This is a genomic window from Nocardia ninae NBRC 108245 (assembly GCF_007990755.1).
Classification (GTDB): domain Bacteria; phylum Actinomycetota; class Actinomycetes; order Mycobacteriales; family Mycobacteriaceae; genus Nocardia; species Nocardia ninae.
Map to the genome: position 1 here is coordinate 300340 of NZ_BJXA01000002.1, position 15967 is coordinate 316306.

At 67.4% G+C, this 15967-nt stretch carries 16 protein-coding genes; 7 read left to right on the top strand and 9 right to left on the bottom strand.

The features are described 5' to 3' along the window. Positions 1 to 128 precede the first annotated feature (128 nt). Together katG and NN4_RS03445 are read right to left on the bottom strand one after the other, a co-directional pair. On the bottom strand, positions 129 to 2351 hold the full coding sequence (gene katG, locus NN4_RS03440) for a catalase/peroxidase HPI (protein WP_147128468.1): 2223 nt from the start codon (positions 2349 to 2351) through the stop codon (positions 129 to 131). Between the two features lie 35 nt (positions 2352 to 2386). Continuing rightward, complete coding sequence (locus tag NN4_RS03445; RefSeq protein ID WP_371865613.1) at positions 2387 to 2803, bottom strand: Fur family transcriptional regulator; 417 nt, start codon at positions 2801 to 2803, stop codon at positions 2387 to 2389. Positions 2804 to 2964: 161 nt separating this feature from the next. Here NN4_RS03445 and mbp1 point away from each other — a divergent pair, with 161 nt between their 5' ends. The 5 genes from mbp1 to NN4_RS44750 all read left to right on the top strand — a co-directional run bounded on the left by mbp1 (position 2965) and on the right by NN4_RS44750 (position 6385). After that, complete coding sequence (gene mbp1, locus NN4_RS03450; RefSeq protein WP_107656989.1) at positions 2965 to 3213, top strand: microaggregate-binding protein 1; 249 nt, start codon at positions 2965 to 2967, stop codon at positions 3211 to 3213. A gap of 136 nt (positions 3214 to 3349) precedes the next feature. Next, entirely contained in the window at positions 3350 to 4450 is a 1101-nt protein-coding gene (locus NN4_RS03455; protein WP_147128470.1) for a glutamate--cysteine ligase 2, read from the top strand. 167 nt (positions 4451 to 4617) lie between these two features. Then, positions 4618 to 4764 carry a hypothetical protein gene (locus tag NN4_RS44745; protein ID WP_186818241.1) on the top strand — a complete coding sequence of 49 codons (147 nt, stop codon included), beginning with the start codon at positions 4618 to 4620 and terminating at the stop codon, positions 4762 to 4764. A 25-nt stretch (positions 4765 to 4789) separates the two neighbouring features. Then, positions 4790 to 6169: an acyl-CoA dehydrogenase family protein gene (locus tag NN4_RS03460; protein WP_147128471.1), complete on the top strand. Its 1380-nt coding sequence runs from the start codon at positions 4790 to 4792 to the stop codon at positions 6167 to 6169. A gap of 78 nt (positions 6170 to 6247) precedes the next feature. Then, the gene (locus NN4_RS44750; RefSeq protein WP_167768709.1) at positions 6248 to 6385 is read left to right on the top strand and encodes a hypothetical protein; all 138 of its coding nucleotides are present in this window, start codon (positions 6248 to 6250) and stop codon (positions 6383 to 6385) included. A 5-nt stretch (positions 6386 to 6390) separates the two neighbouring features. Here the strand turns inward: NN4_RS44750 and NN4_RS03465 are convergent, their stop codons facing one another. Further along, complete coding sequence (locus NN4_RS03465) at positions 6391 to 6852, bottom strand: VOC family protein (RefSeq protein WP_147128472.1); 462 nt, start codon at positions 6850 to 6852, stop codon at positions 6391 to 6393. Between the two features lie 123 nt (positions 6853 to 6975). Here NN4_RS03465 and NN4_RS03470 point away from each other — a divergent pair, with 123 nt between their 5' ends. Then, the gene (locus NN4_RS03470; protein WP_222594962.1) at positions 6976 to 7968 is read left to right on the top strand and encodes a helix-turn-helix transcriptional regulator; all 993 of its coding nucleotides are present in this window, start codon (positions 6976 to 6978) and stop codon (positions 7966 to 7968) included. 49 nt (positions 7969 to 8017) lie between these two features. Here NN4_RS03470 and NN4_RS03475 read toward each other — a convergent pair whose 3' ends face one another. The 3 genes from NN4_RS03475 to NN4_RS03485 form a co-directional block, all read right to left on the bottom strand. Then, complete coding sequence (locus tag NN4_RS03475) at positions 8018 to 9103, bottom strand: TIGR03857 family LLM class F420-dependent oxidoreductase (RefSeq protein ID WP_147128567.1); 1086 nt, start codon at positions 9101 to 9103, stop codon at positions 8018 to 8020. A 55-nt stretch (positions 9104 to 9158) separates the two neighbouring features. Continuing rightward, positions 9159 to 10292 (bottom strand): phosphotransferase family protein, encoded by a 1134-nt coding sequence (locus NN4_RS03480; protein ID WP_186818242.1) that lies wholly within the window; start codon positions 10290 to 10292, stop codon positions 9159 to 9161. A 154-nt stretch (positions 10293 to 10446) separates the two neighbouring features. Further along, positions 10447 to 10629, bottom strand: coding sequence for a hypothetical protein (locus NN4_RS03485; RefSeq protein ID WP_135231325.1), 183 nt, complete (start codon positions 10627 to 10629; stop codon positions 10447 to 10449). 186 nt (positions 10630 to 10815) lie between these two features. Between NN4_RS03485 and NN4_RS03490 the strand changes: the two genes are divergently transcribed. Then, positions 10816 to 12777 (top strand): cutinase family protein, encoded by a 1962-nt coding sequence (locus tag NN4_RS03490; protein ID WP_147128474.1) that lies wholly within the window; start codon positions 10816 to 10818, stop codon positions 12775 to 12777. 45 nt (positions 12778 to 12822) lie between these two features. Here NN4_RS03490 and NN4_RS03495 read toward each other — a convergent pair whose 3' ends face one another. The 3 genes from NN4_RS03495 to NN4_RS03505 all read right to left on the bottom strand — a co-directional run bounded on the left by NN4_RS03495 (position 12823) and on the right by NN4_RS03505 (position 15921). Beyond that, positions 12823 to 14088 carry a DUF6545 domain-containing protein gene (locus NN4_RS03495; protein WP_147128475.1) on the bottom strand — a complete coding sequence of 422 codons (1266 nt, stop codon included), beginning with the start codon at positions 14086 to 14088 and terminating at the stop codon, positions 12823 to 12825. A gap of 3 nt (positions 14089 to 14091) precedes the next feature. Next, entirely contained in the window at positions 14092 to 14631 is a 540-nt protein-coding gene (locus tag NN4_RS03500; protein ID WP_135231323.1) for a hypothetical protein, read from the bottom strand. 705 nt (positions 14632 to 15336) lie between these two features. After that, positions 15337 to 15921 carry a hypothetical protein gene (locus NN4_RS03505; RefSeq protein ID WP_147128476.1) on the bottom strand — a complete coding sequence of 195 codons (585 nt, stop codon included), beginning with the start codon at positions 15919 to 15921 and terminating at the stop codon, positions 15337 to 15339. Positions 15922 to 15967: the final 46 nt, after the last annotated feature.

The following is a 15967-nucleotide window of genomic DNA, read 5'->3' on the forward strand; positions in this document are numbered from 1 at the left end:
CGTCGGTCGATGGCGACGGTACCGGTCACGCGGCAACCGCTACGCCGGAGGTTTGCGCCCAATACTTCAGGCGCGCAGACAAATCCAGGCCGACCCCCGAAAGGGGCCGGCCTGGATCCGTCGATAGATCAGTCGAGATCGAAGCGATCGTTGTCGACCACCTTGACCCACGCGGCGACGAAGTCGTTCACGAACTTCGCCTCGGCGTCCTGCTGGGCATACACCTCGGCGACCGAACGCAGCACCGAATGTGCACCGAAGACAAGGTCATTGGCGGTGGCGGTCCACTTGGTCCGACCGGAGGACCGGTCGACGCCGACGTAGACGTTCTCCGCCGAATCGGAGGCCTTCCACTCGGTGTTCTGGTCGAGCAGGTTGACGAAGAAGTCGGTCGTCAGCACGCCCGGCCGCTCGGTGAACACGCCGTGCTCGGTGCCGCCGTAGTTGGCACCCAGCGCGCGCAGGCCGCCGATCAGCACCGTCAGTTCCGGCGCGGTCACGTCGAGCATGTACGCGCGGTCGAGCAGCAGACGCTCCAGCGGCGCCTTCTCGCCGGCCCGCACGTAGTTGCGGAAACCGTCGGCGCGCGGTTCGAGCACCGCGAAGGACTCCACATCGGTGCTCTCCTGCGACGCGTCCGTCCGGCCCGGCGCGAACGGCACCGTGACGTCGTGACCCGCGTCCTTGGCGGCCTTCTCGACCGCCGCGGAACCGGCGAGCACGATCAGGTCGGCCAGCGAGACCTTCTTGCCGCCGGTCGCCGAACCGTTGAAGTCCTGCTGGATCTGCTCGAGCACCGGCAGCACCTTGGCCAGTTCGGCGGGCTCGTTGACCTCCCAGTTCCGCTGCGGCTCCAGGCGGATCCGGGCACCGTTGGCGCCGCCGCGCTTGTCGGTGCTGCGGAAGCTCGCCGCCGACGCCCACGCGGTCTTCACCAGCTGCGCGACCGAGAGCCCGGACTCGAGGACCTTGCTCTTGAGCGCCGCGATGTCCTGCTCGTCGATCAGCTCGTGATCGACGTCGGGCACCGGGTCCTGCCAGATCTGCGGTTCGGGCACCCACGGTCCGAGGTAGCGGCTGACCGGTCCCATGTCACGGTGCAGCAGCTTGTACCAAGCCTTGGCGAACGCCTCGGCCAGCTCTTCGGGGTGGTCCAGCCAGCGGCTGGTGATCTCCCGGTAGATCGGATCCTCGCGCAGAGCCAGATCCGAGGTCAGCATGGTCGGCTTGCGGGCGGGCCCGTCGAACGGATCCGGGATGCTGGCCTCGGCGTCCTTCGCCGTCCACTGCCACGCACCGGCGGGGCTCTTGGTCAGCTCCCACTCGTGGCCGTAGAGGTTCTGCAGGAAGCCGTTGCTCCACCTGGTCGGGGTCGAGGTCCAGACGACCTCCAGCCCGCTGGTGATGGCGTCGCCTGCCTTGCCGCTGCCGTGGGCGCTCTTCCAGCCCAGGCCCTGCTGCTCGAGCGGGGCGGCCTCGGGCTCGGGACCGACCAGGTCGGCGTTGCCCGCACCATGCGTCTTGCCGAAGCTGTGCCCGCCGACGATCAGCGCGGCGGTCTCCTCGTCGTTCATTGCCATGCGGCCGAACGTCTCTCGGATGTCGCGCGCCGAGGCCACCGGATCCGGCTGGCCGTTGGGGCCCTCCGGGTTCACGTAGATCAGGCCCATCTGCACAGCGCCGAGCGGACCCGACAGCTCGCGTTCACCGCTGTAGCGCTCGTCACCGAGCCAGGTGTCCTCCGGACCCCAGAACACCTCTTCGGGCTCCCAGATGTCGGGGCGGCCGAAGCCGAAGCCGAAGGTCTGGAACCCCATCGACTCCAGGGCCACGTTGCCCGCGAACACCAGCAGGTCGGCCCAGGAGATCTTGTTGCCGTACTTCTGCTTGACCGGCCACAGCAGGCGGCGCGCCTTGTCCAGGTTCGCGTTGTCGGGCCAGCTGTTCAACGGCGCGAAGCGCTGGGCGCCCTGCCCACCGCCGCCGCGGCCGTCGGCGATGCGGTAGGTACCCGCCGCGTGCCAGCTCATCCGGATGAACAAGCCGCCGTAGTGGCCGTAGTCGGCGGGCCACCAGTCCTGCGAATTGGTCATCACCGCGGCGACGTCGGCCTTCAGCGCGTCGACGTCGAGCTTCTTGAATTCTGTGGGGTAGTCGAAGTCCGCACCCAGCGGGTTGGACTTGGACGAGTGGGCGTGCAGCACCGACACATCGATCTGCTCCGGCCACCAGTCCCGGTTGGTGTGCGGGCGGCCCTCCTTGACGGTCGGCGACGGGATCGCCGGGTTCTCACTCTCGCTCGCGCTTCGAGTTTCGGTGTCCGGAGTGGGCGGACGGCTTTCGGATGACACAGAATTCCTTCCTGATCGAGTTATCTGGGCTGTGGTCAGGGGTGGGCTGGGGCGGTCGGTGACGCCGAGCAATCGGGGCACAGACCCCAGTAGATGACCTCGGCCTCGTCGATCGAGAAGCCGTGGTCGTCGGACGCGGTCAAACACGGTGCCTCGCCGACGGCGCAGTCGACATCGGCGATGGTCCCGCAGTTCCGGCACACCACGTGGTGGTGGTTGTCGCCGACCCGCGTCTCGTACCGCGACACCGAGCGCGACGGTTGGATGCAGCGGAGCAGGCCCGCGGCGGTGAGCGTGTGCAACGAGTCGTACACCGCCTGGTGCGACACCGTCGCCAGCCGGGACCGCACGGCACGGATGATCGAGTCCGTGTCGGCGTGTGGATGCTCGTGCACCGCGCTCAGCACCGCGACGCGGGGAGCTGTCACGCGCAGCGAGACTTCCCGCAACATCTGCTGGAACTCTGTGGCCGTCGTCACGTCGGAGAGTCTTGTCCCTTTTCTGGAATGAGTCAAGCATTTGTTTCCCGATCGAGGACAGGCGGATTGGGGCGGCCGATACCGGGTACGCGCCGAATGTCAGTCGTTCGTCGGATCGGTCGGAGGTTATTGCTGTGTCGGAGCAGGGAAGCGGACCCCGCGAGGGTGTCGAAGGTGTCGTCGAGGACGTGAAGGGTAAGGCCAAGGAGGCGGCCGGCGTCGTCACCGGAGACGAGAACCTGAAGGGCGAGGGCCAGGCTCAACAGGACAAGGCCGAGTCCGAACGCGAAGCCGCGGCCAAGGAAGCGGCTGCGGAGAAGGCGCGCGCCGAGGCCAACGTGGATGAAGCGCGGCAAGCGAGCCATCAGCACGACGGTCAATAGCGGTACGCGCACACACGTGACTGGTGGGCAGGCGAATTCGCCTGCCCACCAGCCTGTTTCGGGCGCACTCGGGTCGAGGCGGTGATGTTCGGCGGCGCACTGTTTGCCGGGTCGCTCGGCGGGCATCTTCCCGAGCATGGAAACTCCAGCGACGGTCGGCGTCGAAGAGGAATTCTTGTTGGCCGATCCGGACACCGGCGCCCCCGTCCCCAAGAACATCGAAGTGGCTCGCACCGCCGCGGACGTCGGGGTGGAGTTGCAGCTGGAACTGACCAGTTGTCAGGTGGAAACCAGCACGGGGGTGCACTCGGACACCGCGGCACTGCTGAAGGAGCTCGGCAAACTGCGGCGTGACGTCGCGGCATGCGCCGAACGCAACGGTGCGCGCCTGCTCGCCGTGGCGGTTCCGCCTACCGTTCCCGAGGAGTACCCGATCACCGAAACGCCCCGTTATCAGCGCATTGCGCGCGAATTCGGGATGATCGCCCGTGAGCAGGGGCTGTCCGGTTGCCACGTGCACGTGGCGGTTCCGGACCGTGAAGTCGCCGTGCAGGTCAGCAACCACCTGCGGCCATGGTTGCCGGTCTACCTGGCGATGACCGCGAATTCATCGATCTATCGCGGCTCGGAAACCGGGTATGCCAGCTGGCGCAGCATTCTGTGGCGGCGGTGGCCGAGCGCGGGCCCGCCGCCGTACTTCGACTCGCTGCACGACTACGAGAGCATGGTCGACATGATGCTGTCCAGCGGCAGCATCATGGACCGGAAGATGGTCTACTGGGACGTCCGGCCGTCGGAATCCTTTCCGACTGTTGAAGTTCGGGTAAGTGACGTCCCCGCTACCGTTGCCGAAACGGCGTTGCTGGCCACGCTGGTCCGGGCAACCGTGCTGACCGCACTGGCCGAGATCGAGCAGGGGCGCACCGCGCCCGACGTACCCGCGGAGGTACTCCGTGCCGCCTACTGGAACGCCGCGCGCTCCGGCCTCGACGGTGAGGGCCTCGACCCGCTCACCCGCCGCGTCGCACCCGTCCGCACGTTGATCGCCGGGTTGGTCGACCACACCCGATCCGCCCTCGACGAACTCGGCGCCTACCCGTTCGTCACCGACACGCTCGGCGAGTTGTCGCAGCGCGGCAACGGCGCCCGCCGCCAGCTCCGCGCCCTGCGCACCCGCGGCGAAATCACCGATGTCACAGCCGAACTCGCGGCCGCGACGTTGGAAGGCTGCCAGTGAGCGCGGCAGCGGGCGCGCCGGCCCGCCGACCCGGGGTGTTTGGGCAGGGCGATGCCGGTTACCACCCAGTAGAGGCGGATGCGTCCGGCTCATCCACGGATCGAATCAGCCGACCCCGCGATCCGGGTGCACCAGCGCATCCGGTCGCCACGTAGACGGGAGAATTCATGACCCAGCAGGACGTTATCGCGCAGCTGAAGCAGGACATCACCACGGCCGAGGACGCCGACGACAAGGCGACCGCCGATCGGCTCCGCGCCGAACTGGCGGAGGCGCAGCGCGCGGCCGGTGGGGGCGAGGAGAGTCGATCATGACGGTGTCGATAACCGAGGTCTAGTCATGGCTTTCGATCTGACCCCGACGGCGGCTCAGCACGACCTGGCCAAGCGGGCGCACGAGTTCGCGCAGGACTGCATCAGGCCGGTCGCGCAGCATTACGACCAGGCCCAGGAGTTCCCGTGGCCGGTCCTCGAAGAGGCCGCCGAGCGCGGGTTCTACAGCCCGCTGTTCTATCGCGACCTCATCGGTGACCCGACCGGTTTGTCGCTGCCGATGTTCATGGAGGAACTGTTCTGGGGCTGCGCGGGCATCGGGTTGGCGATCGTGATGCCCGCACTGGCCCTGTCGGCGATCGGCCAGGCCGCCACACCGGAGCAGATGTTGCAGTGGGCACCCGAATGTTTTGGCACGCCAGGAGATTTGAAGCTCGCCGCGCTCGCCATCTCCGAACCGGAGGGGGGCAGCGATGTGCGCAATCTGCGCACCAGGGCAGTCCGTGACGGGGACGACTGGATCATCGACGGCCACAAGATGTGGATCGGCAACGGCGGCATCGCCGACGTGCACGTGGTGAACGCGGTGGTGGACCAGGAACTCGGCCATCGCGGGCAAGCACTCTTCGTAGTGCCCGGCGGCACACCAGGTTTGGAACTGGTTCGCAAACTGGACAAACTGGGTTGCCGCGCCTCGCACACCGCGGAATTGAAGTTCGACCACGTGCGCGTGCCCGCCGACAATTTGCTCGGCGGCCTCGACAAGCTCGAGCACGCCCTGGCCAAGCGGCGCGAAGCGGCTCGCGACGGCGGCCGATCGGGTTCGGTGACGCTGGGTACCTTCGAGCAGACCCGCCCGATGGTGGCCGCGCAGGCTCTCGGAATCGCCAGGGCCGCCTTGGAATACATGACCACCTACGCGAACCGGCGCGAAGCGTTCGGCGCGCCGATCATCGACAATCAAGGCGTCTCGTTCCCCATCGCTGACCTGGCCACCCAGATCGATGCCGCGCGGTTGCTGACCTGGCGAGCGTCCTGGATGGCGGCCAACGGGGTGCCCTTCGAGCGCGGCGAAGGATCGATGGCGAAACTGGCGGCCAGCGAGGTCGCCGTCAGAGCTACCGAACGCGCCATCCAAACCATGGGCGGCTGGGGGTACATCACCGACCATCCGGTGGAGAAGTGGTACCGAGACGCCAAGCTGTACACCATCTTCGAGGGCACCAGCGAGATCCAGCGCATCGTCATCTCGCACGCGCTCGGCGCGGTCGACGGCAGGCCGCCGTTGCACGTCGACCTCGAGCCCTCGGGTGGGCCGCTGAACAAGATGTTCGGCCGCGGCACCGAGGTGCGCGGCCGAGCGGCGGCCTCGGCGCTGAACATGCGCGATCACGTCCCGGGGCCGATCCTGAAGGCCGCGCTCAAGATCCTGCGCCCGCCCCGCTGAATAGGTAACACCGTTTGATATTCGCGGAACCGGGAATCGCGAAGTCACATCCCGCCCGACGACCGGAGGTCCTGACTCATGGCAGTGTCGCGCACCCGCCCGAACGAACCCGCTCTCATCGACAATGTCCCCGGCGTGCTCTTGACGCTGCTGTTGCTGATCGTGCTCGGCGCCCTTGTCCTCAACTACACCCTCACCGCCGCCATCCCGTACTGAGGCGCTCAGTCCAGGCAGAATTCGTTTCCCTCGGGGTCGGTCATCACGATGTGGCCCGCCCCCAGCGGCGGCTCGGGGTCGTGGCGCTGAACTCGCTTCGCGCCCAGCGCGACCAGCCGATCGCATGCGGCCTCCAGCGCCGCCATCCGCTCCTCGCCCTGCAAGCCGGGTGCCGCGCGCACGTCGAGATGGACGCGGTTCTTGGCAACCTTGTCCTCCGGCACCTGCTGGAAGAACACCCGCGGGCCCTGCCCATCCGGATCCTCGATGGCCGATCGCGTATTGCGCTGCTCCGGCGGCACCCCGATCCGCGCGAGGAACTCGTCCCACGCGGCCAGTGGGTCGGCATCGGCGGGCAGCTCGATGCCGGGTGGCCCGGGATGGACGTAGCCGAGCGCGTCGCGCCAGAAGGTCGACAGTGCCCGCGGGTCGTGCGCGTCGAAGGTGATCTGGATCTGGCGGCTCATCGGGCTGCTCCGTTCGTAGGTCGGTTCTGGTTCCAGACGAAGGCGTCTGCCTCCACGCGACTATCCTGACACCCCTAGCGGACAGTATCGGTCCGCTATTGCGGGCAGGCTGGGGGAGTGCAGATGGCAGGCGGTGACGAGCGGGGCACGACCGAGCGGGTACTGACGCTGCTCGGCCTGCTGCAACAGCGGCCGGTGTGGACCGGTCCCGAACTCGCCGAGCGGCTCGGCGTCACCCCGCGCACGGTCCGGCGCGATGTCGAACGGCTGCGTGCGCTCGGCTATCCCGTGCACGCCAGCCACGGTGTCGGCGGCGGTTACCAACTCGGTCCGGGACAGGATCTGCCGCCGCTGCTGCTCGACGACGAAGAGGCGATCGCCACCGCGGTCTCGCTGCTCGTCGGTGCGGGTGGCGCGGTCACCGGCGCGGGCGATGCCGCGCTGCGAGCGCTGACCAAGCTCGATCGGGTGCTGCCCACCCGGCTGCGGCACGAGGTGCGCGCGCTGGCCGGCGCGGTGGAGTCGTTCGACATCGGTTATCCGCGTGTCGATTCCGAGGCGCTGATGGTCCTGGCCCGAGCCTGCCGCGACGAGGTCGAGGCGGGCTTCGACTACCCGTCTGGGGACCGAACGCGACGACGGCGGGTCGAGCCCTATCGGCTGGTCGCCTCCGACCGGCGCTGGTACCTGCTCGCCTACGACCTCGACCGCGACGACTGGCGCACCTTCCGCGTCGACCGGATGGCCGACGTGGCCGCGCGCACCTGGCGCTTCCGTCCACGCGCCGTACCGGATGCGGCCACCTACGTGCAGGAAGGGGTGGCGAGCCGGGTGTACCCACACCAGGCCCGCTTCCTCGTGCACGCCCCAGCCGACACTGTGCGCGCGCAAGTTCCGGCGTCGGCGGCCGTGGTCCACCCACGCGACGACGAACACTGCGAGCTGATCAGCGGCGCCGCCAGCCTCGACTTCGTGCTGATGCACGTGCTCCTGCTCGGCCACGACTTCGAGGTACTCGACCCGCCGGAGCTGGCCGCGCGCTGCCACACCTTCGCGCAGCGATTGCGTACGGCCGGTACAGCATTCGCGCCGTCGCCGGACATGGCTCAGTCTTGAGCCGGGGTTCGGCGACTCAGCGCAGACCGGTCGACGCAGATCGGTCTCGTCACACCAGCTTGCCCGGATTCGCGGCCACTGCCCGGCGCAGCGTGGGTCGATCGGCTCGGTAGGCCGCCACCACCGACGCCAGCTCGTGCGGACTCGCCCCGTGCATGATCACCGAGTGACAGCCGAGATCGAACTCCCGCGCGATCTTGCGCACACACTGCTTCGGTGTCCCGTACGCGGCCGAGTCGAGCCATTCGTCGGGGATGAGGGCGTCGAGTTGCTCGAGTACCTCGACGGAGGCGGACGCATCGATGGGTCCGGCGGCCGCGGCGTCCAGGTAGAGCTGTGTGGTGCGAATCCGCTCCCAGACCCGGGGATCCCAGCCGTTGGCGGAGATGAGCACGTCGGCGTAGGCCTGTAGGTAGGTGGCCAGCCGGCCCGTCCGCCGCCGCAGTTGGTCCTCTTCGGAGAGCGCGTCGCTCGCGGTCGCCAAGCACGACCAGATCCGGACACTGTCCGGGTCCTTGCCTGCCCGTTCGGCCCCACGGCGCACCGCCGCAACGGATTTCGCGGTGGCCTCGTCCGAGAAGAAGGTGTGCAGGACGACGAAGTCGCCGATCTCGCCGGCGAGCTCGAGGGTCTTCGGGCCGACCGCGACGAAGCCGATCGGGGGCGCGTCGGCGAGTCCGTTCTGGTGGTACAGGACCGGCCACGAACCGGCGGGTCCCCGGTGATCGATGATGGTCTCGCCGGCCCAGAGGCGGCGCAGAATTCCGACGAAGTCGCGCAGTTGTGCGCCGGTGACCGCGGGCAGGCCGATCGCCTTCCAGTTCGCCGCCATGCCGCGGCCGAAGGCCATGGCGTATCGACCCTCGCTGATGGCCTGCATCGTCGAACCGATGGTCGCGGTGACCATCGGGTGCCGGGTGTGATGATTCGTGGCCGCCGCCGCGATGCCCAGGGTGGTCGTGCACGCGGCGACGCCACCGGACAGCACCGCGGAGTCCTTGACGGTCATCCGTTCACCGATCATGCACGAGCCCAGACCGATCTCTTCTGCGGTGCGTGCCTCCGGGAACAGCACCCGAGCGTCGGCGGGATGGCGGGTAATGCAGTAGTAAGCCAGTTCGTTCAGTTGCTCGATCACGAGAACGCTGCTCCCACAGGATGTTCGGGACGATGGATGGCGACGGGGTCGATCAGGCGCCGACTTCGGCGAGCAGCTGTTCGACGAGCGAGCGGTGATGGAACAGCGTCTCGATGTCGTCCGGGCGCGCTATCTCGCCGAAGTGGATCTGCCGTCCACCCGAGCGCATGAAGACGACGCAGTAGTTGAGGGCGGCGTACAGCGTGTACCAGGTGAGGTCACCGACCTGCACGCCCGAGTACTCGCGGTAGGTCGCGAGTACTTCCTCCGTGCGCAGAAAGTCCGGCATTCCGGGCAAGCCGAAAGTGTTGGCGATCGTCTGAAAAACGCGATGCGCGAACACCAGCCAGGCCAGGTCCATCTCGCGGGGGCCGATCGTCGACAGTTCCCAGTCGAGCACCGCGACGGGCTCGAAGTCTCGGTACATGCAATTGCCGATGCGGGCATCGCCCCACGAGAGGACGGCCTCGGCGGCCGAGGTTTCGGGCAGATTCGCGGTGAGCCACACCAGGATCCGCTCCGCCAGCGGCGACCGCCCGGAGTCGCGGGCGGCGAACTCATACCAACTCCTGGCGCGATTCAGGGTTCGTTCGAGCGGGCTCGCGCCGGGGTGGCGCGGGTCGAGAAAAGCGAAGGCGCTCGGCGCATCCGGGATGGCGTGCAATGCGGCGAGCGTCTGGATCGTGCTTCGCTGGAGTCGGTGCTGCTGCTCGGGGCTTGCGTCGAAAAGCCAGTTGTCGCCGAAGGTGTAGGGCATGACATCCGGCGGCACCACCCCGTCGACGCGGTCCATCAGCAGGAAGGGCGTGCCGAGCACCTCGCCGGTCGGTTCGATGAACCGTACGCGCGGAACAGGGACGTCGCTGGCCTCGGCCACGATGCGCATGACGTCGAACTGATCCTGCATGGCGTAGTGCTCGAGCACGGGGAAGTCGCCGGGGGCGGGCACCATTCGAGCGATCAGGTCGGTGACCTGTGCGACGCCGGATTCGGTCCAGCTCAGCTGGAGCACCAGCGTCTCCGCCGACATACCGTTGCTGTCGATGCCGGACCGCAGAGCGACCTTCGGATCGGCGGGCACCGGCAACCGGCCGGCGAGCCACTCGGTGAGGCGCGGGATCAGCGTGCTGGTTTCGCGGCTGCTGCGTTGCAGTCGCATGCCCGGCTCGGCCGGTGGTGTTGACATTGGTCGCCCCTGACAAGATCGCGAACGGTAAGGCAACCTTCGGCCTGCCCGATCGCGAGTGTCAACAAGCGTTCTCGATGAATGGGACCTGGTGCAGGCGGGCCGCGATCGCCTCGACCGGACCCGGCCTGCACTCAGTGCTTCGGCATAGGCGCTACCGGCGACGGCGCCAGTTCCACGAACGCGCCCCGGTGCCGACGCCGGCTAGGTGCAGTGCGACGAGCAGCAGTCCGAGGGTGGTGAGGGTGCCTGCGGTGATTTCGTCACCGAGGCTGGCATCGGTCAGATCGAACAGCAAAGCGAGCCCGAACGCGACAGCGGCGGCAATGGCCATCATGGTGAACCTCCTGTAGTGCCAGGGAATTACCCGATGTTCGTCCGCGCAACCATTGCCGTTGCGGAATTCTCGAAGAACTTCTTAACGACATTAAGAACGACACTGCGGACAATTCATGATTGGAGAATTTGATTTAACGTGGTCGGCGGATCGCCCAGCCGAAGAGACCGTGTGCAGGAGTCAGTGATGCGTTCGTCCAAGCGCTATGTGGTCACCACGCTGGTGACCGTCGGCGTTGCCGTGGGTTCGTCCGGTGTCACCGCGGTGGCACACGCCGAACCAGCTACGTGCGCAGCAACATTCAACCTGTTCATCCCCGGCACCTGGGAGACCGACGAGGATGCCGACCCGGCGCGGCCCATCGGCATGCTCGCGCCGATCGCGGAGGCCATTCAGCGCCAGCAGGGTCCGAGGTCCGAGATCTACTTCACGCCATACATGGCTCGCGCCTTCGACAACGGCTACACCTACGCCGACAGCAAGAACACCGCGCTGGAGAATGCCACCGCCGCGCTGCGTAATTACGGAACCCGCTGCCCGACAGCACGTTTCACTATCAATGGGTACAGTCAGGGTGCCGATGCCGCAGGCGATCTGGCCGCCGCCATCGGCAACGATCGCGGTCCGGTGCCCGCCGATCGCGTCCTGGCCGTCGGCCTGCTCGCCGACCCCGGCGCGGGCACACCGGGCGAGATCGTCGTCGGGCCGGGAACAGCGGGCACGGGCATCGCCGACCCGCGGCCGCAAGGCATGGGTAAACTTTCCGGCCGGGTCACCTCGATCTGCGATCCGAAAGACCTGTACTGCTCGATCCAGAAGAGCGCCAACCCACTGCTCGGCGCGCTGGGCTCGATCCTGAGCAAGGCCCTCAGCGGTGGTGCGCCGCCACCGGACGCGAATTTCCCGATCGGCGCCGCGCTGACCTCGGACTTCTCCAAGGCGGACCTGCCAGGACTGGCGACCGCCGTGGCCGGGCTGACCGCAGGCCTCGCTGCCCCCTCGGGGGTCGATCTGGCCCAGGTCCGCGGCAGTGCGGAAAAGTTGCTGGACACCCTCAATCCCCTGGTGGACCTGATCGATTCCGGCGCGGCCAACCCCGCTGCCACGGCCCAGCTGGTCGCCGCGCCGACCGGTACCGCCGAGCGCGACGCGGGGGAGGTGCTGACTCAGCTCGACCAGTCGGACCTGTCGGGCGCCGTCGCGGCCATGACCACGATCGCCGACACCGCGACCGAACTGCTGGACAACGGCGTCGGCACCCTCCGGCCGAATTCCCCCAAAGCCCGCTCGCTGCGCGCCGCGGCCAAGTCGGTCCGGCGTGAGGTCGCGCCGCTGGCCGCCACCTCGCCCGAAACCCTCGGCGCCGCAACAAGAGTCCTCTCGCTGCTCAAACCCACCGTGCTGGTCGACCAGGCGCTCGACGTCGCCGCCGACGTCACCACGTTCGACTTCCCCCGGATTCTCGACAACCTCATGCTGCTGCCGCAGAAGATTGTCGCGATGGACGCCGAGGGCGCCAACCAGGTCGCCGCCGAGCTGAACGATCAGCTGCAACCCTTGCTGAAACTTGTTGGGACGGTTGACCTGAAGTGGATCTCGCAGGTGCTGTCGGTGATCCCGGACGCGCAGGGCTTCACCGAGGTCGCGGCGCAGGTCACGTCGATCCTTTCCAACTTCGACATCACCCGGCTGGTGCAGATCATCGGCCGGATCCAGGACGTCGCGTGGTCGGTGCTGCAGAAGCTCGTGCCGCCGCCGGGGCAGGCGCCCGACCTGGCCGGCGCGGGCGTCGCCCTGTCCGGCCTGCTACCGATCGGAGCCGACTTGGCCTCGGCCACAGTCGATCTGCTGACCGGCAAGGCGCAGCAGGCCCCGCCGGTGGTGCTGGGCAGGCGGGCCGACACCCCGGCCAAGACCATCGCGGAGCCGGGCCCTGACCTCGACGACCTGACCGGCCCGCTCACCCGGATCACGACCTTTCACGACATCAACCTGGTCAACCTCATCGTCGACGGACTCAGTGCCGCGAACTTCGTCGCGTCCGGCGCGCACGTGAACTACGGGTCCCTGGTGGTCGACGGCGCCGGCCGCAACGCCGTGCAATGGCTCGGCGACTGGATGAACCAGCGGATCGGCCACGTCAAGTGACACCCGAAAGTGGCTGCCGGACTGCGGGTTACCCCGCTGCGCCGACTACCCGACGACCTGTCCCGGCTGCCTGCTCTCGAACGCGCCCGGCGCGAATCGCTGTGTGCCAGCTGATGTTCGGCGTTCCGCGGTGCGATCGGTCGCGTGCAGCAGGGACTTCGCGGGCTGCCAGAAGCGCAGCAGGGTCTGTTCGTCGGGGACGTCGGCCCCACGGGCGGTCGGCTCGCCCGCCGGTTCGCCGCTGTTGTCGCTGAGCCGCTGGGCCGCCAGCACCAGCTCGGCGACCATCCGAATGTTCTCCTGGTCGTCTTCGATGACGCTGGTGTCGATCAGCTCGTCGACGGCGGTCGGCAGCGGCAGCACGTAACGGGCGACGATCTCGGCCGCGTCGTGGATCTCCATCCGCCGGCGGTGCAGCCGTTCCTGGGGCGAAACGTTCCAGTTGTCCGCCCATTTCAGCTGGAAGACGACCTGCGGCGCGGCGGCGGTCAGGTCCCGCCAGAGCGGATACACCCGGCGCGCGGCGCGCGATTCCCGATCCAATCGCAGCAGTTGCACCACGGCCTGTACCGAGGACGGCAGGAACACCATGATCAGCGCGCTGAAGAAGAACAGCCCCGGCTCGCCGGTGGCGAAGCCCTCGGCCACCATGTTGTACGCGTTGTCGGTGAACGCGCTGCCCGCTCCGGCGGCGTCCAACGCCACCGAGACCGCGATGAGGCAGGCGGGCAGCGAGCTGGCGATACCGAAGATGACCAGGGCGGCCACCGTGAGCCGTTCCCGCAGCGTGGTCGTCCGCCACATTGTGCCCCTGGTTTTCAGCACGTAGTAGTAGGTCGAAACAATAACGGGCAGAGCGGAATACAGCCCGATGTAGACGCCGTAGCGCCAACCGCCGTACTCGGCGATGGACGACATCCCGTTGGCCCGGGCGGGCGCGCTCAGCAGCAGGAAGGCCAGGCCGATCGCGACCGACGTGCCGATCACGACCTTGAACTGGATCCGGTACCGCACCGGCCCGTTCTCGTGCAGCAGCGCCATCCCGAGTCCGCAGGCCCAGGCCGTCACGGTCAGCCAATGCCAGGTGTCGAACACGGTGGGCAGGCCGCCGGGGACCAGCTTGGAGATCGGGCGCGCGAACAGCGGCTCACGCAGTATGGCCGCTGCCGCGTCGAAGCCCAACAGGATGTTGATCATGCGGCCGAACACCGAGGTGTGCAGGGTCAGCGAGAGCCGGATCACGGCGATGACCACGATGAACAACGTCGCTGAGACGGTGACTCCCGCGGGTAGGTGGTCGTGCGGCCACATGCGTCACAACTCCTTCAACATCGGGTCGCGACGTGGTCCGACGGTCCTGGCACGGAAGCCGATCAGGGTCGCCAACAGTTCGGCTTCGTACTCTTCGATGGAGGCGTAACTCGATACTCCGCGCGCCGCGCGGACCGTGGTGAGGTCGATGTCGTGATTCAGCGCCACCCCGCTCGTCAGTGTCGACCATTCCACCGCGGAGATCGACGTGTCCTGTCCGTGGTCGAGCAACATATGGCTGACCTCATGCAAAGTTACGTGCAGTTCTACCGCCGGGTCGGCGGATTGCCGAAGAAAGATCACGTCGTAGTCCTTGCACGCCAACCACAGTCCGCACAATCCGACCGGCGCGGTCGTCGGCAGGAGTAATCGCACGATCCGCCGCCCGCGCATGCGCTCGACGCACGCGATGAACTCCTCGATGGTCCAGTCCGCGGGCAGTTCGAGCCGGTCGACCACCGCTTGCAGGCGGGCGCGGGTGGAGATCTTTCCTCTAGGTTTCCAGGTGAGGGCGGCGACTTTGCGCCGGATCAGTTTCAACATCGCACCTGCCTCCTCGTCCGAGTGAGGCGGCGCGCGTCGGTGATGTCCGGCTCGTCGGCATAACCGCTGGTCCGAGCTCTTACGCCCGCGTCGAGGCCGGTGGAATCGAGAACATATCCAATCACGACTTCCTCCCCCCGAGCACCTGTGGAGATCTGATCTTGCTCACCGCGCGAACAGCGGCATCGTTGCCGCCGGCGCGGTGTCGTTCGCCGAAGTCATCCAGTTCAACGGTTCGTTGAAGCCATCGGTTCAACGGGGGCACGACGTTATCCATTGTTCCGAATTGTCTTCAGGGGCCAGCATGTCGACACGCGTCGACTCGTCGTCATCGGCTTGCCGGGCTCGCCTATACCCTACCTGGCGCTGCGGTCCTGGGTAGGGGGTGTTTTTGGGACACGAATCGCGAACTATGCGTGTGACCTGCATGTATACCGGCGGACGGCAGTGCAAGATCGAACATAGGGGGAGGCGGGAATTCTGTTCCCCGCGGCTGCGCTCGCCCGCGCGCAGCAGTTTCGGCGACGGCGCCAACGCCCGGATGATCACAAGGGCGAACAGTACCCGTTCGCACGTCGAAAGATCCTGCTGTCGAACATGTTTCGGCGGGCCCCGCGCCACATCGATGGCGGCGGAGCCTGGCCAGGGCTTATCCGACGTATAGGAGCCGCGGTGCGTGCGTCCGCGGCCGGCTTCTTCGCAGGTTTACGTCTCCGGGGTGTCGTCTCGCTCGGATTCGTGCCCCGGATGTCCGGGGTCGGCGGTATTTTGCAGCGCCTGAAGCAGCCGATCGATCGCGGTCTTCGGGAAGACCAGCTGATACCCCTCGGTGTGGCTGCGTGCGCGCTTCAATTCGATGCCGAGCCGGTCGAGCTCGGTGACGAGATCGACGACCGACCGATGTTTGCGGGCCAGATTCTGCAGTGCGCTGACGCCGCTCTCGACGTCGTCGTCCACCACTGGTGCGGCGGGCGGCACGTCGGCGGGCGGCACGAGCGTGCCGCCGTGATACAGCGCCGCGGTCGCACTCCCGGCCGGCAAACCCAGGGCTTCGAGTGCTCGGTTGTACTTCGCCTCCGTGGTGGCGCTTATCGTGTCGACCTGCCCGCTTTCGATCCGGGACTGAACATTCCGCGTAGGACCTCCCAGGTCATGGATGAGCTGGTGTGTTACCAGGTCATCAGGAAGATTTCGCTGCCGGAACGCTTTCAGCTGCCGTCCGAACCGCTGTCCAGCCGACTCGACTTTATTACGCTTCACGGTCTCGCTGGCGCCCAATTCGTCGCCCATGGGAAGCATCGTACCACTTGTTTGCGCAGAGCTGGTCATCATGCAC